General features: G+C 69.9%; 16 protein-coding genes. 8 read left to right on the top strand and 8 right to left on the bottom strand.

The annotated features are described in order from the left end of the window. Positions 1-18: 18 nt before the first annotated feature. Complete coding sequence (locus tag CACI_RS28640; RefSeq protein ID WP_015794368.1) at positions 19-2,706, top strand: helix-turn-helix transcriptional regulator; 2,688 nt, start codon at positions 19-21, stop codon at positions 2,704-2,706. Between the two features lie 113 nt (positions 2,707-2,819). Then, positions 2,820-3,227, top strand: a complete 408-nt coding sequence (locus CACI_RS28645) for a hypothetical protein (protein WP_015794369.1) — start codon at positions 2,820-2,822, stop codon at positions 3,225-3,227. Positions 3,228-3,334: 107 nt separating this feature from the next. Here CACI_RS28645 and CACI_RS52880 read toward each other — a convergent pair whose 3' ends face one another. From CACI_RS52880 to CACI_RS50330, 4 genes are all read right to left on the bottom strand, one after another. Next, positions 3,335-3,673, bottom strand: coding sequence for a hypothetical protein (locus CACI_RS52880; protein WP_083795855.1), 339 nt, complete (start codon positions 3,671-3,673; stop codon positions 3,335-3,337). Positions 3,674-3,809: 136 nt separating this feature from the next. Continuing rightward, positions 3,810-4,046 carry an EF-hand domain-containing protein gene (locus tag CACI_RS28655; RefSeq protein ID WP_049871741.1) on the bottom strand — a complete coding sequence of 79 codons (237 nt, stop codon included), beginning with the start codon at positions 4,044-4,046 and terminating at the stop codon, positions 3,810-3,812. An 84-nt stretch (positions 4,047-4,130) separates the two neighbouring features. Then, positions 4,131-4,733: a muconolactone Delta-isomerase family protein gene (locus CACI_RS28660; protein ID WP_015794372.1), complete on the bottom strand. Its 603-nt coding sequence runs from the start codon at positions 4,731-4,733 to the stop codon at positions 4,131-4,133. A gap of 73 nt (positions 4,734-4,806) precedes the next feature. Then, positions 4,807-7,695: a hypothetical protein gene (locus CACI_RS50330; protein WP_015794373.1), complete on the bottom strand. Its 2,889-nt coding sequence runs from the start codon at positions 7,693-7,695 to the stop codon at positions 4,807-4,809. Between the two features lie 114 nt (positions 7,696-7,809). Between CACI_RS50330 and CACI_RS50335 the strand changes: the two genes are divergently transcribed. The 5 genes from CACI_RS50335 to CACI_RS28690 all read left to right on the top strand — a co-directional run bounded on the left by CACI_RS50335 (position 7,810) and on the right by CACI_RS28690 (position 12,211). Next, a complete protein-coding gene (locus tag CACI_RS50335; RefSeq protein WP_143765425.1) occupies positions 7,810-8,826 on the top strand; it encodes a D-alanyl-D-alanine carboxypeptidase family protein in 1,017 nt (338 codons plus the stop codon). Positions 8,827-8,955: 129 nt separating this feature from the next. Beyond that, on the top strand, positions 8,956-9,663 hold the full coding sequence (locus CACI_RS28675; RefSeq protein ID WP_015794375.1) for a response regulator transcription factor: 708 nt from the start codon (positions 8,956-8,958) through the stop codon (positions 9,661-9,663). A gap of 10 nt (positions 9,664-9,673) precedes the next feature. Beyond that, a complete protein-coding gene (locus tag CACI_RS28680; protein WP_015794376.1) occupies positions 9,674-10,891 on the top strand; it encodes a sensor histidine kinase in 1,218 nt (405 codons plus the stop codon). A gap of 84 nt (positions 10,892-10,975) precedes the next feature. After that, positions 10,976-11,332 (top strand): PadR family transcriptional regulator, encoded by a 357-nt coding sequence (locus CACI_RS28685; RefSeq protein WP_190276642.1) that lies wholly within the window; start codon positions 10,976-10,978, stop codon positions 11,330-11,332. A gap of 321 nt (positions 11,333-11,653) precedes the next feature. Continuing rightward, positions 11,654-12,211, top strand: coding sequence for a hypothetical protein (locus tag CACI_RS28690; RefSeq protein WP_015794378.1), 558 nt, complete (start codon positions 11,654-11,656; stop codon positions 12,209-12,211). A gap of 40 nt (positions 12,212-12,251) precedes the next feature. On the opposite strand, the gene vanX is transcribed toward CACI_RS28690, so the two are convergent. Genes vanX through vanH form a run of 3 tightly spaced genes read right to left on the bottom strand, consistent with a single transcriptional unit; the run spans position 12,252 to position 14,876 of the window. After that, positions 12,252-12,860, bottom strand: coding sequence for a D-Ala-D-Ala dipeptidase VanX (gene vanX, locus CACI_RS28695; RefSeq protein WP_015794379.1), 609 nt, complete (start codon positions 12,858-12,860; stop codon positions 12,252-12,254). Further along, complete coding sequence (vanA, locus tag CACI_RS28700) at positions 12,857-13,897, bottom strand: D-alanine--(R)-lactate ligase (protein WP_015794380.1); 1,041 nt, start codon at positions 13,895-13,897, stop codon at positions 12,857-12,859. The genes vanX and vanA overlap by 4 nt, the downstream gene beginning before the upstream one ends. Further along, positions 13,890-14,876 carry a D-lactate dehydrogenase VanH gene (gene vanH, locus CACI_RS28705; RefSeq protein ID WP_015794381.1) on the bottom strand — a complete coding sequence of 329 codons (987 nt, stop codon included), beginning with the start codon at positions 14,874-14,876 and terminating at the stop codon, positions 13,890-13,892. The genes vanA and vanH overlap by 8 nt, the downstream gene beginning before the upstream one ends. Positions 14,877-14,986: 110 nt before the next feature. Between vanH and CACI_RS28710 the strand changes: the two genes are divergently transcribed. Further along, positions 14,987-16,330 (top strand): UDP-N-acetylmuramoyl-tripeptide--D-alanyl-D-alanine ligase, encoded by a 1,344-nt coding sequence (locus tag CACI_RS28710; RefSeq protein WP_015794382.1) that lies wholly within the window; start codon positions 14,987-14,989, stop codon positions 16,328-16,330. Between the two features lie 187 nt (positions 16,331-16,517). Here CACI_RS28710 and CACI_RS28715 read toward each other — a convergent pair whose 3' ends face one another. Further along, positions 16,518-17,630, bottom strand: a complete 1,113-nt coding sequence (locus CACI_RS28715; RefSeq protein ID WP_015794383.1) for a lipid II:glycine glycyltransferase FemX — start codon at positions 17,628-17,630, stop codon at positions 16,518-16,520. Positions 17,631-17,662: the final 32 nt, after the last annotated feature.

The raw sequence follows: 17,662 nt of genomic DNA on the forward strand, positions 1-17,662 counted from the left end.
ACCCCGTAGGCTCACTTCATGGTCGACACTCTGATCGGGCGTGAGTGGCACCTGAACGTCCTGCGGGCGTCCGTCGAAAGGCTCCGGACCGGTTCCGGGGCGGCGGTGGCGCTGGCCGGCGAACCGGGGATCGGGAAGAGCGCGCTGTTGTGGGCGGCGGGGAACGCGGCACGCGCCGCCGGGGTGGCCGTGGTGGCCGTCCGGGGCGCGGATCTGGCGCAGAGCCCCGATGTCCATGCCGCGTGCGCGCATGTCGTCGACGCCGTCGGGGCGCACGCCGCCGCCGGCCGGCCGGTCGTGGTGACCGTCGACGACATCCATCTGCTCGGCACGGACGAGCCGGGTCTGGTCGGGCGGCTGCTGGGCTCCACGGCCCACGGACCGGTGCTGTGCGTCCTGGCCTACCGAAGACGCCAACTCGCGCCCCGCCCCGCCGCGACGCTCGCCGACGCCTCGACCGGGTTGCTGCGCCTCGCGCCCCTGGATCCGCTCACCCGCGAACAAGCCACGGAGCTGCTCGGCGAGCACCCGGACGCCGACGAGATCCACCGACAGGCGGCGGGCAATCCGCAGTACATCAAGGTCCTGAGTGCCCTGCGCGACACCGGCGCCACCGCCGAGGCCGGCGCCTCGATCTTCGGGGAGCTGACCGGTCTGGAGCCCGAGGCGCTGGCGGCGATACGGGCCGCGGCGGTGCTCGGCGAGCCGTTCGGCGTGCCGCTGCTGGCTGACATCGCCGCACTCGACGAGCCGGCGGCGGTGCGTGCGCTGGACCAGCTCACCGGTGTGGACCTGATACGCCCGGCCGAGCACGGATCGCAGCTGGCGCTGCGGCATCGCGCGGTCGGCGAGGCCGTGTACGAACGGCTCGAGCCCAGCCTCCGCTTCGCCCTGCACCGCCGGGCCGCCGACGCGCTCGCCGCGACCGGCGCCCCGGTCGCCCACCGCGCGCGCCACGTCACCCGCGCCGCGGATGCGCAGAACCCTGAGCACCTGACGACGCTGATCGCCGCTGCCCGTGCCGTCATCTACGCCTCGCCGGCGACCGCGGCCGAGTACCTGCAGTCCGCTTTGCCGTTGCTGCGCGGGGAGCACGGCCACGCGCACGAGGTCCACGTCCTGCTCGCCCGCGCGCGCCTGCTGTCGGGTGAGTTCACCGAGGGCCGGGCCCTGCTCGACGCGCTCAGCTCGGCCGGTCCGGAGCAGCCCGACGGCGCGGCGCTGGACTCCACCCGCATCGAGCGGCGTCTGGGCCGGCCCTTCGAAGCCGGCGCGCTGGCCCGCTCCGGTCTGGCCGCGCTGGCCGAGACCGACTCGGCGACCGCCGCCGCGCTGCACGCCGAACTGGCCGACACGGCGTACGACGTGCAGGACTACGAGACCTCCCGGATGCACGCCGAGACCGCCGCAGCCATCGCCGCCCGGCACGGCGACCGCGTCGGCGAGGCCCACGCCCTGGCGCAGTCGGCGCTGGGCCACCTGTTCACCAGCGACGAGGCGACCGCTCTGGCCCGCGCCGCGCGGGCGGCCGAACTCATCGACGCCACCCCCGACACCATGCTGCTGACCAACCTGGCCGCACCGCTGCAACTGGGCATGACAGAGGGGTTGCTCGGGCGGCTGACCGACAGCGAGCGCCACCTGGCGCGCGCCGAGGTGCTGAGCTGGCGCACCGGTCAGACACACCTGGACGGCGAGTTGTTGACCGTGCTGGCCAATGCCCAGTGCCGGCTCGGCAAGCTGGGCACGGCCCTGGGCACGCTGGAGCGCGTGGCCCGGCGGCACGAGGGGATCGGCGAGCACGGCGGCAACGCCCTGGAGGCGGGGGTCGCGGCGAATCTGCGCGCCGCCGCGCTGCACTGGCGCGACGAGCCCGGCGACGCCGAGCAGGTGCGGGTGGCGCTGGACCGCGCGCTGGCGATCGCGAACGACTCCTCCACCAGCTGGGCCATCGCAGTGCGCTGTTTCCACGCCGAGCTGGTCCTGTTCACCGGCGATCCGGTGCGGGCCCGCTCGCTGCTGCTCGAGGTCGCCGGCGAGGACCTGTCCGGGATCAGCCCGTGGCGCCGTCCCCGCTGGTGCGACACCCTGGCCGAGGCCGCGCTGGCGGTGGGCGACGGCGCGGAGGCCGACCACTGGGCCGCCGTCGCCGAGCGGGCTCCGCAGCAGCCTTCGACGCTGCGTCCCTTCGCGCTGCGCGCCGGGATGTGGGCGCACGCCGCGCTCGGCGAGCACGAGGCGGCGCTGACGCGCGCGCAGGAGTCGGTCCGGGAGTTCACGGCGCGCGGGGAGCGGATCGAGGTGTGCCGCACGCTGCTGGCCGCGTCCGAGTTCGCACTGCGCGCCGGGCGTGCCGATCTCGTGGCCGGCTGGCTGGACCGCGTCGCTTTGCTGGCCGAACAGTGCGGTGCGGGGCGTCTGGCGACGGAGGCGGTCCGGCACCGCTCGCGCCTGGCCGCCCTCGCCGACGCCCAGCCGGATCCGCAGTCCACCTCGGCGCCCCTGACGGCGCGCGAACGCGAGATCGCGAACTTGGTGAGCACGGGCATGACCAACACCGCGATCGCCGAGAAGCTGTTCTTGAGCGTGCGGACCGTGGAATCGCACCTGCGCCAGATCTACCGCAAGCTCGATGTGCCGAACCGCGCCGCGCTGACCCGTGCGCTGCTCGACGCCCGCCGTGCGTCGCGCCCGCCCACGCCCTGATTGCGTGGCCGGCTACGTGGTTCCACCGATGTGGGGTGCCCGGACAGGACGCGAAACTCGGGAACGTCTTTACCCCGCAAGCATTCAACGGAAACACACATACGGAGGTCCGCATGGGCTTGGCAGAACGTCGTAGCGCCGAGCGGTTCAAGAACGAGGACTACCCGGGCTGGAAGGCGCGGATCGACGAGGCCGCCGGGTTCGACGTCCCGATCGAGGTCGCGTGGGACGAGCTGGCCGTCGCGGACTACGCGGACTCCTACGCCGAGTACTTCCCGGCCGTGTACTTCCAGCCGCTGGCCGACTCCTTCGGCGCGATCGGCGCCGACGCCATGGGCAAGGACGCGCTGCGCGAGGGCGTGTCGAAGGTCATCGTGCGCAACACCGGCGAGTACTTCAGCCCTTCGGGCATCACCTTCGTCGACGGCGTGCTGACCTTCGACCACATGTCGGAGTCGAACACCCACCACGTCGAGGAGCGCACGAAGGCGCTGCAGACGCTGCTGGAGAACGGGCTGTAAAGCGCGAGCTCAAAAACACGAGCTCTGAGATGTACGAGCTCTGAGATATCCGTCCGCGTGACGCGTCCTCGGTGATGCGTCACGCGGCGGCGTCCGCGCTCGGCGCCTCAGGGAATCCGCACATCCCGGCTCAACTCAGCAGCCTCCCGCACCTCGTCGGTCAGCTCGTTCTCCTTCACCGGGCGCACCAACGTGAAGTGCCGCCCGACCGGGCAGTACTGCAGCCGCAGCGCTCCGAGCCGAACCGCCTTGAACGAGGCGCCGGGAATCCAGATCGTCGTGAACAGGTGTCCGGCACGACACCGCACGACCGTCTTCATCCCCACGGGATAGCCGTTCTTCTTCATGTAGGCGGTCTCCAAAGCGATCGCTCCGGCCGCCATCACGGCGGCGCGTCCCACACGCTTGCGTCGTCCTTCGCGAGTCTTCCGCGACTTCTTCGCCATACATCCAGTGTGGCTCAACTTCTGCCCGGATGGGACTGCGAAACACCCGGCAGCGCCCGCAGCCGGCCGTTCAGACCGGGCGCGGGCGAGGCGGGCCGTACAAAAGCGAGCCGTTCCAGGCGCGGTGCGCCCGGCTTCAGCCCGCCATCAAAGCCCGGAACTCGTCCAGGCTGATCGTCCCGTCGTGGTCGGTGTCGCCGGAGCCGATCCGCTCGGCGGCGTCCTCCTCGGTGACGTCCTCGCCGAGTTCGGCGAGCGCCGATTTGAGCTCCGCAGCCGTGATCCTGCCGTCGCCGTCCAGGTCGAAGAGGCGGAAGACCTTCTCCACGTCCTCGGGTGCCTTCCCGTGCTGTCCCACTGCCCTGCCCTCCATGATCGCTTCCCAGGGTCGATGTCCGGACACGATATCGCGTGACGTCAACGGCATCGTGGACGAGGCGGGGCGCACGGGGCGCGCTCAGCCCGCCGGATCGCTGGGATGCGGGCTGAGCGGAAGGGTCTCGACGGTCAGCCACCCGGCCGCCGTCATGGGCAGCGACCGCAGGTCGGCGTCCACCGCGGCGGCGTCAGGAGCCTGCCAGAGCCCGAGGTTGTGCCCCTGCTCGGGCAGCGACCACAGGCGCACCAGCCGACCTTCTTCAGCCAGTTCCGCAGCCCGGCGCGCCTCGCCGGCGTTCATCTGCTCGACGGCTTCGGCATCGGCGCCCTCCGGCACGCGGACATGGAACGTGACCAGGTACTCGGCGTCGCCGGCGACCGGCGCCACGGCTCCGCGCCCCGGATCGTTGCCGTGCACGCCGAGCGCGACCGGCTCGTCCGTCCGCCACATACGCAGCGGCATCGACGCCAACGTCCGCTCCAGATCGCCGGCGTCCTCGGCGGTGAACAGCCCGATCGTGCGCCACTCCCCCGGCGCCAGCGGCGGACGCCACAGCCGCACCACCCGCCCCTGCGCCGCCAGCTCGCGCGTGTGCTCGCCCTCCCGGGCCCGCATCGCGTCCACCTCCTGTGCCGAGGTCCCCTCCGGCACATGAGTGGTCATCGTGACGAGGTACTCCATGGCGAGCCTCCAGAATTTCGAGTCAGCACGTCCGCCACCTCGATGATCGCCCCTTGCCGGGCGCCGATCTCCCTCACCGGTCCGAGTGGGTGTGACTGTTCCACCACCGGGCCGCCTCCTCGACGGCGAGCCCGGTCGTCCACAGGTCGGCGGGATCGCCGGGCATGAGCCTCTCCCTGAGGTCGTCGAGCTCGCGATATCCCACGACCCGGGCGCCGTACAGCGCGCGGATCTTTCTGGGCTGGTCGGCGTTCTCGGCGCCGAAGCAGGCAACCGCGGCGTCCGGCACACCGATCCCGGTCTTGTCCGCCAGGAGGATCGCCTGCCCGGCATCGAACGCGACCGGACCCCGATCCTTCTGTGCCAGCAGCCGAGTCAGCGCGGTGACCTGGTCCGGACCTCCCCAGACCGGCATCCGGACGTGTTCGGTGACGTCGGGCCAGCCATCGGGAACGCGCGGGTCGAAGACGCCGTCGGGCGCGTATTCGGCCATGGAGACTGTGTCTCTCGGCGTGTGGGACAGCACCGCCAGGACACTCGTCGGTGTCCTCCACAGCTGCCCTCGAACGTCGGCGGACCAATTGCGGTCGCGCTTGAGGGTGCGGTAGCGCCACCGCCGCGAGCCGTCGGACTGCGGCGTGTTCACCATGGCCTGGAGCCGCTCCAGCTCCCGATCCCGGTCATGGGCCGACAGCCACGACCAGGTTGTCCGCAGGGCGGACCCGCCGAGCAGATGACCCACGTACCAAAAGGAAGCAGCGCCTGTCGGTACCTCCACGGTCCGGACCAGGCGCATGCTGCCGTCCGGCTCGGGCTCCTGCGCGAGGACGTCCTGGACCAGCGCGTCCAGCAGCCGCCCGCCGACGACCGCCGCACTGTCGCGATAGAACGGCAGCTCAGGTCGGCATCGCAGAAGCTCGGGCAGGGACTCCGGCTGCGCGAGCCCAAGGCGCTGGCGCAGCTGCGCGGCGTTGGTCGTACACCGGGCAGCGGTGACGGCGGCCTCGGCCACCGCGGCACCCAGCCGGGGGTCAGTGACGTCGGGCAGCACCTCCGACACCGCGTCGGCTACCGTCTGCGGGCCTTGGAATCCGGCGATGAGCAGCCGCTGTGCCTGCGCTTCGTCGACGGCGCGCAGAGCTGCCGAACCGGTCGCGTCGACGGCGTCGAGGTGTTCCCACCACGCCGGCGGCGCGACGAGCCGGGGTGCACGCTTCTGACGTTGCAGTCCGCCGAACGGTATGCGGACCGTGACGGCGCCGTCGGGTCCGTAGACGTACGCGAATCCGTCAGCACTGGACACCCGCGTCGCCTCGCTCGCCCCGCTCGACCCAGGAAAGACGATCTGCGCCTCGCTCGGCGCCTGAGGCCACGTCGGAGCCTGATCGAGGGTGATGCGCGGATCGCGGTCCGTCGGGTCGATGCTGAAGCTGAACCGGCGCTCGCCCTCAGCGCTGTGCACGCGGCGGGCCAGACGCGCCGAGACACCGTCGTGCCACAGCACGACCGAGGCGTCGTTGGGCAGGGTCGGCGCCCGGAACCTGATGTTCTCCTGCCCGGGCTGCATGACGTGGACGATCAAGCCGGTGAAGACGGCGAGCCGTTCACCGTCCAACGCCACGCGCAGCATGGACGGCAGCGAGTCCCCGGATTCGCCGAGCGGCCCGGGCAGCGTCAGCTCCGCCGGCAGTCCGGCTCGCAGCGTCATCGTGAGCGCGACCGCCGGATCGGTGATCGGCAGCGCCGCGCCGAAGCCTGGATCAAGATTCTGATATCCGGCATCGGCGAGCCGCGAGAGCCGGTTCAGCGCAACGTCCACGGCGTGCAAGCCGGTCGAGGCGGCGTCGGCGATCCAGGTGTCCACGAGCTGGCGCAGGAAGCCGCGCACCGGGTCACCGGCGTTCCACAGCTGCGCCAGCTCTTTGCGATAGTCGACGTTGGCGAAGTAGCCGATGCGAGCGACGAAGCCGCTCAACTCCTCGACACAGGCGGTTCGCACTGTGCGGTCGGTCGCACCGTCCTGGATCCTCGCGGCGAACTCCTGCACCTTCGAGTGCTGAGACACCCAGCCGGGCGAGGTGTACCGCTCGTCCGCCGGGTCGCCGGGCGCGAATTCGCGGGCTGCGGCAAACTGCGCGTCATCGTCCGGGACCGAACCGTTGTCCGGTCGCCATCCCGGCAGATCGGCCTGCTCCACCAACGCGAACAGCACGTCCATCGGACACCGCGCGCCGGGTCCGGCGAACCACTCGGCGGTCAGCACCCGACCGGCGCCGACCTCGGCGAGCAGCCCGAGCCACAGACGCCGGATCTGCTCGGCGACCTGTGGATCCTCCGATCCGTCCCGCGGCTGGGACGCGACCAGCAGGCGGAGCAGTTCCTCGTCGCCGACGGCCAGCCGCTCCAGCGCGGGCACCGCAGCCTGCCAGACCTTCAACGACGCACCGGCCAGCGCGCCGCCGCGCAGCATCCGATCGGCGAGGAACGCCTCCTCGACGGCGCGCTTGATCCCGGCGGCACGCGCCAGCGCACGCAGGTCGGGGAAGACCGCGGCGTACGGCACGAAGCCGACGTCGAGCGCCGCGCAGACCACCTCCCGGAAGCGCGCGTGGGCGGTAGCGGGATCTGTCTTCTCCGTCAGGGTCTTGGCATAGGCGCGGTAGTCCTTCGGCGCGATCGCTTCTTGCGGGGCGAAGTCCAGGAAGCGCGTGTGCAGCCGGTGCAGACCGTCGTCGTCGGCTGCGGGGTCGAGGTCACAGACGTGGCTGAAGCAGACTGCGGCGGCGTCGAAGTCCTTGTCAGCGGCCAGCATCCGGCACGCTTCCTCAAGGAAGGCGACGGAATCGTTTGTCCCCACCGTTTTCGCCCACCGCGCCGCGACAACTTTGGCCCGCCGCGGATCGGCGATCAGCTCGGCTATGAAGGTATTGAGACGCTCGTCTTCTGTGAGGTCCTCAGGCACCGGCGCAGCCTATCGTCCGTCTCGGACACGCTTCGGCTGCTGTCGGCAGGCATATCGTCGACATACCGAAAACCGGATACAGGGTGGCAACAGCGCGCTGCCTTGACTGGGGGCGTGGCTTCCAGTGATCTCGCACGAACGACGGCGCTCCGTCACCGACGGACCGTCCTCACCGCTCTTGTCCTGCTCAGCGCGGTGCTGGCCGGTGTGCTGTCCTACGCGGCGCTGGCGGCGGTCAACGGGCATCGAGACCCGGAGCCGGCTTCCTTCGGCGCGCCTCCCTCGCTCCCCGGGCTGCCGCCGCTCGCACCGCTGCCGCCGTCCTCCTCAGCGTCGTCGGATCCGCATGCTGCCACTCCCAGCACGGTGTGGCCGGCGCACGGACAAGCCGCCTTCATCGAGACCGGACAGTCCCGGGTCCAAGCCGGACCGAACCAGCACGCCGCGCCGATCGCCAGCGTCACCAAGGTGATGACCGCCTATCTCGTGCTCCGCGACCATCCGCTGCGGGCCGGCCAAGACGGTCCGGCTCTCACCCTCACCGACGCCGACGTCGCCGACACCGCTCAGCGGCGCTCGCAGGACCAGTCGATCGTTCCCGTCGCTGCCGGCGAGCATCTGACGGAGAGGCAAGCGTTGCAGGCCCTGTTGCTCCCTTCGGCGAACAACATCGCGGTGGTCCTGGCCAGGTGGGACGCGGGTTCGGTGGACCAGTTCGTCGCGCGGATGAACGCCACCGCGCAGTCGCTGGGCATGCGCGACACCCGCTACACCGATCCGAGCGGCTTCGACGAGGCGACGGTGTCGACCGCGGTCGATCAGGTACAGATCGTCGCCCGCGCGATGAGGCTGCCGGTGTTCGCGGACATCGTGGCGATGCCGAGCGCGGCACTGCCGGTCGCGGGCACGGTCGCCAACACCGACACGCTGGTGGGCCACGACGGGTTCGTCGGCGTCAAGACCGGCTCGGACGACGCGGCCGGCGGCTGCTTCGCCTTCCAGGCGGTCCGCACGATCGGCGGGAAGCAGACCACGATCACCGGCGTCGTGCTGGGCCAGCCCGGCGCGAACCAGATCGCCGCCGGTCTCATGGCGGCGAAGGCGTTGGTCGACCGGATCGCGGGTCAGTAGCTCGCGCCCGGAGTCCCTTGCGTCACACCGCACCACACCGCGCGCCGCGCACCACACCCGCACCACAGCCCGGCTCATCGCGTGATTTTCGGTATGCCGACGATATACACCGCCTCGTACCATCGGGGCATGCGTGTGTTGGTCGTGGAGGATGAGCCCTACATGGCAGAGGCCATCCGTGATGGCCTGCGCCTGGACGCGATTGCCGCGGACATCGCCGGTGACGGCGACACCGCCTTGGAGCTGCTGAGCGTCAACAGTTACGACATCGCCGTGTTGGACCGGGACATCCCCGGGCCGTCCGGCGACGAGATCGCCAAGCGGATCATCGCCTCCGGCACCGGGATGCCGATCCTCATGCTGACCGCCGCCGACCGGCTCGACGACAAGGCCAGCGGCTTCGAACTCGGCGCCGACGACTACCTCACGAAGCCCTTCGCGCTGCGGGAGCTGGTGCTGCGCCTGCGGGCGCTGGACCGTCGGCGCGCCCACAGCCGCCCCCCGGTCCGGGAGATCGCCGGCGTGCGGCTGGATCCGTTCCGGCGCGAGGTGTACCGGGACGGACGCTACGTCGCGCTCACGCGCAAGCAGTTCGCCGTCCTGGAGGTCCTGGTCGCGGCCGAGGGCGGCGTCGTGAGCGCCGAACAGCTGCTGGAGCGGGCCTGGGACGAGAACGCCGACCCCTTCACCAACGCCGTCCGCATCACCGTCTCGGCGCTGCGCAAGCGGCTCGGCGAGCCCTGGATCATCGCGACGGTTCCCGGCGTCGGCTACCGCATCGACGCCGAGGCCGGCATCACGGCTGGAGCTAACGCCATGAGCGGAAACCGTGACTAGGCCTCCGGGTATGAGCGCCCGGCTCAAGCTCACCTTCAGCTACGCCGGCCTGGTCATGCTCGCCGGCTCCCTACTGATCGGCGTCGCCTGGATCTTCGCGCTGCGCTGGCTGCCGGACAACGCCGCCGTCATCAAAAACGCGCAGCAGTACGCCCCGAAAGGCATGGGCAACAGTCCCGTGGTCATCACCGGTCCGAGCCAATCGGACCTGATGCACGGCTTCATCCCCGCCGCGGCCGTGGCGGTAGCCTTCCTGCTACTGCTGGGGCTGGTCGGAGGCTGGTTCCTGGCCGGCCGCATGCTCGCCCCGCTGACCCGCATCGCCGACGCCACCCGCCTGGCCGCGACCGGCTCGCTGTCCCACCGGATCGAGCTGGAGGGCACCAACGACGAGTTCCGCGAACTCGCTGACGCCTTCGACACCATGCTCGCGCAGCTCGAGGCGCACGTCGCCGAACAACGGCGTTTCGCCGCCAACGCCTCCCACGAACTGCGCACCCCGCTGGCGATCACCCAGTCCCTCCTGGACGCCGCCCGCAACGACCCCGACCGCGACACCGGCCAGCTCATCGACCGGCTGCACGTCGTCAACACCCGCGCGATCGACCTCACCGAGGCGCTCCTGCTACTCAGCCGCGCGAACCAGCGGTCCTTCGCCCGCGAGGAAGTCGACCTCTCACTGGTCGCCGAGGAAGCCGCCGAAACGCTCTTCCCCATGGCAGAGAGGCGCGGCCTGACCATAGAGACGATCGACACCTCCGGCGGCGCGGCGCCCCCCGCCATCGGCTCACCGGCGCTGCTCCTGCAACTGGCGACGAACCTGGTCCACAACGCGATCGTGCACAACCTGCCCGGCCAAGGCACCATCTGGGTCATCACCAGCGCTCACGCCGACTACGCGGAACTCACCGTGGAGAACACCGGCGAGCAGCTGACCCCGGAGCTGGTGGCCACCCTCGCCGAGCCCTTCCAGCGCGGCAGCGAACGCATCCGCACCGACCACGCGGGCGTCGGCCTCGGACTGGCGATCGTCAAGAGCATCACCTACGCCCATGACGGGACCCTCACCCTCACTCCCCGCCCCACCGGAGGTCTCCGCGTCACGGTACGGCTTCCCGTCCGCCGAGCCCTGACGGCCGAGGCACCCGAGGCGCGATACATACCGACCGCGCTACGACTGGCACGTATCGGGCCGGCGCCGGCCCATCAGCCTGGCTCTCCTACCTAGCCAGCGCCTCAGAAATCGAGGCCCGGTCAATGCTTGCGGTCCCACTACTTGACTATGTCTAGTAGTGGGTACAGTCTAATAGCCGTGACCACCAGCCATGACCCTCAGCTCCTCAAGGGCGTGCTGTCGATGGTGCTGCTCCATCTGCTGGCCGAGAAAGAGTCCTACGGCTACGAGGTGGCGCAACGCCTGCAGGCGGCGGGCTTCGCAGACGTGCTCGAGGGCACGGTCTACCCCGCCCTCACCCGCCTCGAGCGAGAGGGGCGCCTGGCCACCCGGCTGGTGCCCTCACCGAACGGCCCGGCGCGCAAGTACTACCGGCTCACCCCGACCGGACGCGAGACCCTGCACGCCGCCGGGCAAAGCTGGTCGCGGCACGTGAGCGCCGTCGAGGCCGTGCTCGCCCGTCCGCTTCCGCCGCCCCCGGAGGAAGGCTCCTGACATGCCGCACAAGCTCACCGCGTTCGACCGTCCGCTTCCCCCTCCTCGCGAGGAAGGCTCCTGACATGCCGCACAAACTCACCGTGCCCGCCCGTCCGCTTCCGCCGCCCCCGGAAGAAGGCTCCTGACATGCCGCACAAACTCACCGTGCCCGCCCGTCCGCTTCCCTCTCCCGGCGAGGAAGGCTCCTGACATGCCGCACGAACTCCCCGTGCCCGCCCGTCCGCTTCCGCTGCCTCCCGAGGAAGGCTCCTGACATGCCGCACAAGCTCACCGTGCTCGCCCGTCCGCTTCCGCTGCCTCCCGAGGAAGGCTCCTGACATGCCGCGCAAGCTCACCGCGTTGGACCGGATGCGCATCGAGCGCCTGGTGTGGACGCTCGACCAGCGCCTCTACGACCTGCCGCGCGCCTCGCGCGTGGCCAAGCGCCGCGAGGTGCGCGCCAACCTGCTCGAAGCCGCCGCCGACCGCGGCGCGAGTGAGGCGCTGCGCCGTCTCGGCGGCAGCGGCGCGCTGGCCCGCGAATACCTCGGCGCCGAGTTCGGCGACCGCCCCCATCACTCGTGGACCGCCGCCGCCTGCTTCGCCGCGCTCGTTCCGCTGTTCCTGTTCGGCGGCCTCAGCGAAGTCTCCTCCGCCTACGCGCAGGCACTCACCGCAGGGCACGCGGCCTCGGGCACCTACACATGGACCGGCGTCAGCTATCTACAAAGCCCGCTGACCTTCACCGTCGACCACAGCCAGGTCACCCAGGCGGGCGGCGCCTTCACCCCGATCGTCTACGTGCTCTGGGCCGTCGGCACCATCGTCTGCGGCCGTCTTTGGCGAGTGCTGCCGCTGTCCTCCAGCACAAAGCGCACCCCGGCCACCGAAAGCTAGCAATTCCACGTCCGACGTAGCCTGATACGTAGTCGGCTCCCTAGGTAATAGGGAAGTCGAAATACGTTTCCGGATAAGGCTCGTCCTCCAGCGTGTAGTGCCACCACTCGCAGTCGTACGGTCGGAAACCGCTGGCCTCCATGACGGAGCGCAACGCCAGCCGGTTCGCCTCCTCAGCTCGCGTTATCCCGCTGGCGCCGTGATGGGAGACGGGGTCCATCAGGTCGTGGCCGCCGCCCATTGCGGCCAGGTCGCCGGTGGCCAGGTCGTAGAGCGTCAGATCGACTGTGCTTCCGCGGCTGTGGCCCGATTTGGCGGCGACGTAGCCCTTCTCGAACATCCCGGCGCGGTCGATGTTCGGGTAGTGGCGCGGCTTGGTCCGACCGTCCTCGGGCTGCTGCGACCAGCGCAGGAAGCAGTCCACGGCGCGCTGCGGACGATAGCCGTCCCAGAGCACCAGCCCGAAACCGAGGACGCCGGCCTCCTTCTGCGCGCGTTCCAGTGCGCTGCACAAGGCGGTCGTCCCGACGATCCGGTTCGCCAGGTAGCCGTCCACCGGCTTGCCGGTGAAGTTGTCCCAGGTCGCGTATTTGGCGTCCCAGCGGACGCCGGGGACGAGCTGGTCCACGAAGACGAAGTCGTCGGTCACCGGAGGTCCCCCGCGATCGTCACCGCCACCAACCGGTCGATGACCTCGGACATCGGGAATCCGGCGGCCGCCATCATCCGCGGGTAGCGGCTGTAGGAGGTCAGGCCGGGGAGCGTGTTGACCTCGTTGAGGACCACGGTCCCGTCCTCCTTCAGGAAGAAGTCGACCCGCGACAGCCCGCGGCAACCCAGAGCGCGGTAGACGAGCTTCGCAGTCTCCTGAATCAGTGCGCGCGACTGCGCCGGGATGTCGGCGGGGACGATGAACGTCGCGTTCTCCGAACCGGTCTCCGGCGCGCTCTCCTGGTGAATCTTGAAGAAGCCGTGGGTCAGCGCGACCCGGTCCACCTCGCCGACGAGCAGATCCTCGCCGGTGCCCAGGACCGCGCAGCCGATCTCGCTGCCGACGACCGCCTCCTCGATGAGCACCTTGGCGTCATACAGCCGCGCCTCCTCGATGGCGCCGGACAGCTCGTCCTTGCCGGACACCTTGCTGACGCCGAACGAAGACCCCGAGCGAGCCGGCTTGACGAATACCGGATAGGGCAGCTCGTTCGGATCGATCTTCTCGTCGGGCGTGAGGGTCCAGAACCTCGGCGTCGCGATCCCCTCGTTCTGTATGACGAGGTAAGTGAGCGTCTTGTCGATGCACAGGACGGAGGTCTGTACGTCGCAGCCCACGTAGGGGATGCCGGCCAGCTCCAGCAGACCCTGGATCGCGCCGTCCTCGCCGAGCTTGCCGTGCAGGACCGGCAGGACCAGGTCCAGGCGGATCGCTTCGTAGCGTCCCTGGTCCAGGACGAGCAGTCCGTGCGCGCCTCGGTCCGGCGACACCACGGCGGGACGGCTCGCGCCGTTCTCCCAGTTCTCCTCTGGGCCGTCGCACAGTCGCCACGCGCCGTCCCGAGTGATGCCGATGTAGAAGGGTTCGTACTTGCTGGTGTCGAGGTTCTTCGCGACCTCCCGTGCGGACTTGACAGAGATGGGGTGTTCCTCCGAGCAGCCGCCGAACATGATGCCGATATTGAGCTTATCCATGATGATTCCCGCTCTCGAATCTCAGACAGTTGATAATGGAGTTCTCGACGGTGTCACTGAGTGCGTGATCGGTGTAGTAAGCCGTGTGCGGACTGACGAGTACGTTCGGGAGTTCTTGTAACCGCAGCAGTGTTTTACTTTCGATGACTCTGTCTCGACAGTCGGCGTAGAAGATCCCTTCCTCACCTTCCAGAACGTCTAGCGCCGCGCCGCCCAATCTGCCGCTTTCCAGCGCTTGGAGAAGGGCTTCGGTGTCGAGAAGAGAACCGCGTCCGGTGTTGACGATGAAGACGCCGGGTTTCATCTGCTCGATCCGTTCGCTGTTCAGGAGATGGTGCGTTTCAGCGGTGAGCGGCGTGTGGAGCGTGACGATGTCGCTGTGTCGTAGGAGCTCGTCGAGCGGCGCATAGCCGGCCACGCTTTCGGGGTTGCGATCGTGGGCCATCACACGGCAGCCGAAGCCTTTGAGCCGGTCCACGACGGCTGCGCCGATGCGTCCGGTCCCGACCACGCCGACGGTCAGGTCGCGCAGCTCGCGGCCACGGACATCGTGAAGACGGTAGTCGTGGACGTCGGTGCGGCGGACTAGGGATTTCGCGTGGCGGACCGCCATCAGCATCAACATCAGGGTGTAGTCGGCAACGCTGTCGGGCGAATAGCTGACGTTCTCCACTGAGATGCCGACGCTGTTCGCGAACCCCACATCGAGGTGGTTGTAGCCGATGCTTCTGGTCGAGATGTAGGTGACGCCAACGCGGCTGAGTGCGAGAAGTGTGGCGTCAGTGATCTGTGTCTTATGACCGACGCTGATGCATCGGTTTCCCGACGCCAGTTCTGCGTTGGCTTCGGATACCGCCGCCTCGGTAATGGTAGGAACGAAGCCGAATCTCGTTGCCAGCGCTCGGAACAAGACAGCCTCGTCCTGTCCGCACCCGTAGACAGTGATTCCCGGAGTGGGGAGCGTCGGGGATGAGGTCATGGCGTCCAGTCAAGACAGCGGGGCGTTGCCGGTATGTATGTGGTTTTCGATACACTGGCGATACATCGGTGTGCCTTGACTAATGGCATGACTTACTACGGGCCAGCCGCATGATCCCGCTCAGCCTCGAGGAGATCGCCGTTGTCGTCGGCGGGACGGTCGCAGGTGGCGGGTCGGTGACCGTGACCGCGCCGGCCGCCCTAGACGGTCGCAAAGCCGAGCCGGGCGGGCTGTTCGTCGCGTTCGCCGGGGAGTACGCCGACGGTCACGACTTCGTCGATCAAGCCGCGCGGGCCGGGGCGGCGGCGGTGCTCGGCACGCGACCCACGTCGCTGCCGACGGTCGTCGTGCAGGACGCGCGCGAGGCGTTGCAGAGGCTCGCCAAGCATGTCGTGGACCGGCTGCGTCCCGGGCTGACAGTGGTCGGGGTGACCGGCTCGCAGGGCAAGACCGGCACGAAGGACCTGATCGCGGCGGTGCTGTCGAGCGCGGCGCCGACGGTCGCGACGGCCGGCTCGCTCAACAACGAGCTCGGCGTGCCGCTCACGATGCTGCGCGCCGACGCCGAGACCCGGTTCCTGGTCCTGGAGATGGGAGCACGGCACGTCGGCGACATCGCCGCGCTGACCGACCTTGTCGCGCCGGACGTCGCGGTCGTGCTGAACGTCGGGCGGGCCCACCTCGGCGAGTTCGGGTCGCGCGGCGCCATCGCCAAGACCAAGGCCGAGCTGGTGCAAGGGTTGGCGCCAGGCGGCACGGCGGTACTGAACGCCGACGACCCACGCGTCGCCGCGATGCACACCCTGACCGACGGCCCGCTGCTGACGTTCGGGCGCGCGGAGCACGCGGACGTGCAGGTGCTGTATCTGGTCCTCGACCGGCTGGGGCGGCCGTCGTTCACGGTGCGCACCGCCGACGCCCGAGCTGTCGTCACGTTGCCGCTCATCGGCGCGCACCAGTCGCTGAACGCGGCGGCGGCGGTGACGGCGGGCCTGGCCGCCGGGGTACCGCTCGAGGCCGCCACGAAGGCCCTGGCGACCGCCTCCCTGTCGAAGTGGCGCATGGAACTGCGCGGCCTGGCCGGCGGCGCCACACTGCTCAACGACTCCTACAACGCCAACCCCGACTCGACGCGCGCAGCGTTGGACGCCCTGGCCGCGATCGAGGCCGCACGCCGCATCGCCGTACTCGGCGAGATGCGCGAACTCGGGCCCTCCACCGAAACCGAGCACCGCGCCATCGGCCGCTACGCCGCCCACCGCGCCGACATCATCCTCGCCGTCGGCGCCCCCGCCCACCCCATCGCCACCGCAGCAGGACCCAGAGCCCTGACACTCCCCGACAACGACGCCGCCCTAGCCTGGCTACGCGAGCACCTCGCCGCCGGAGACGTGGTGCTGGTCAAGGCCTCGCGCGGCGGGCGGTTGGATGAAGTGGCGGCGGCGCTGGTGTAGGGGCGCGGGGGGGGGAGAGACGGGCGGCTGGCGGCGAGTAGCTGGCGGCTGGCGGCGAGCGGCGGCTGGTGGGTGGCTTGGCGGCGAGTAGCTGCGGCGGGCGGCTGGTGCCTGGCGGCGCATGGCTGGCGGCGAGCGGCTGGCCGTGGGTGGCTGGCGGCGCGTGGCTCGCGTCGGGCGGCCCGGATCACGACGCGCTGCGGCGCCGCATGTACATCTGGAACGCCCGATACACCACCGGCCGCAGCGGCAGGTCCCACTCCCCGACGTAGCGCACCGCCTGGCCGCCGGTGCCGGCCTTGAACTGGATCAGTCCGACGTGCGGGTCGTCGGCGTTCAGCGTCGGGGTGATGCCGCGCAGGTCGTAGACCTCGCAGCCGGCTGCCAGTGCGTCGCGGATCATCGCCCACTGACATGCGTTGGAGCCGCGTACCTCGCGCTTGGCGGTCGAGGAGGCGCCGTAGGCGTAGCAGGCGTGCGTGCCGACGCGGACCAGGATCGTTGCGGCAACTAGGTCCGCGTCGTGGTGCGCGAAGTAGAGCCGGAAGCGGTCGGGGTCCTCGGCGCGCATCGCTGCGGCCATGGTCCGGAAGTAGCTCAGGGGGCGGGGCGTGAAGTGGTCGCGGGCGGCGGTGTGCAGGTAAAGATCGTGGAACTCCTTCAGGTCCCCGCCGACCGTGACCTCGACGCCCTCCTTCGCCGCCTTCTTGATGTTCCGGCGCCATTGCTGGTTCATGCCCTTGAGCACGTCCTCCTCGCTCCGGCCGGTGAGCGGGATCTCGTACTTGAACTGCGGATGCCCCGCGCCGAACCCGTCATCAGGGTTCTGCGGCAGCCAGCCCGAGTCTCTCAGCAGACTGCTCACTCGGACGCCGACCAGATCGGGCTGCCCGGGCAGCTCGGTCAGCCGTCGTACATCCGGATCGGCGAAGCCCTTCTTGACCTGAGCGGCGCTCCACACGTCGGTGCGCACCGGCGGTCCGACTCGGATCGCGAACGCGCCGCCTGCCTTGAGATGCGCGACCAGTGGATCGAGCCACATGCCGAGATCGCCGGTCCAGTCGATGACCGGGCCCTCGGGCAGGTACGCCAGCGTGCGCCATCGGAGATGCGGCACCGGACGATGCAGAACGAGACCGGCGCCGACGAGCCGCTGACCGTCGAACCAGCCGAGCGCTTCACTGCGCCACTCGGTCTTCACCTTCGCCCAAGCCGGCGTCTGCAGAAAGCTGACCGACCGTTGTGCCTGCACGAACGCTCCATGCTCGGCAGCGCTGATCGCCCCCACGGTCAAAGTCATTGCTCCAGTCAAGACAGCGCCGCGTTGCCGAC

The sequence above is a fragment of the Catenulispora acidiphila DSM 44928 genome, from assembly GCF_000024025.1.
In the GTDB taxonomy this organism is placed as follows: domain Bacteria; phylum Actinomycetota; class Actinomycetes; order Streptomycetales; family Catenulisporaceae; genus Catenulispora; species Catenulispora acidiphila.

Bases quoted from the DNA above. Each gene is read 5' to 3' on its own strand.
- vanH (WP_015794381.1), bottom strand. From the start codon at position 14,876: ATGACCTCATCCCCGACGCTCCCCACTCCGGGAATCACTGTCTACGGG.
- CACI_RS28660 (WP_015794372.1), bottom strand. From the start codon at position 4,733: ATGGAGTACCTCGTCACGATGACCACTCATGTGCCGGAGGGGACCTCG.
- CACI_RS52880 (WP_083795855.1), bottom strand. From the start codon at position 3,673: ATGGCGAAGAAGTCGCGGAAGACTCGCGAAGGACGACGCAAGCGTGTG.
- CACI_RS28690 (WP_015794378.1), top strand. From the start codon at position 11,654: ATGCCGCGCAAGCTCACCGCGTTGGACCGGATGCGCATCGAGCGCCTG.
- CACI_RS28645 (WP_015794369.1), top strand. From the start codon at position 2,820: ATGGGCTTGGCAGAACGTCGTAGCGCCGAGCGGTTCAAGAACGAGGAC.
- CACI_RS28640 (WP_015794368.1), top strand. From the start codon at position 19: ATGGTCGACACTCTGATCGGGCGTGAGTGGCACCTGAACGTCCTGCGG.
- CACI_RS28655 (WP_049871741.1), bottom strand. From the start codon at position 4,046: ATGGAGGGCAGGGCAGTGGGACAGCACGGGAAGGCACCCGAGGACGTG.
- CACI_RS28680 (WP_015794376.1), top strand. From the start codon at position 9,674: ATGAGCGCCCGGCTCAAGCTCACCTTCAGCTACGCCGGCCTGGTCATG.
- vanA (WP_015794380.1), bottom strand. From the start codon at position 13,897: ATGGATAAGCTCAATATCGGCATCATGTTCGGCGGCTGCTCGGAGGAA.
- CACI_RS28675 (WP_015794375.1), top strand. From the start codon at position 8,956: ATGCGTGTGTTGGTCGTGGAGGATGAGCCCTACATGGCAGAGGCCATC.
- CACI_RS28710 (WP_015794382.1), top strand. From the start codon at position 14,987: ATGATCCCGCTCAGCCTCGAGGAGATCGCCGTTGTCGTCGGCGGGACG.
- CACI_RS28715 (WP_015794383.1), bottom strand. From the start codon at position 17,630: ATGACTTTGACCGTGGGGGCGATCAGCGCTGCCGAGCATGGAGCGTTC.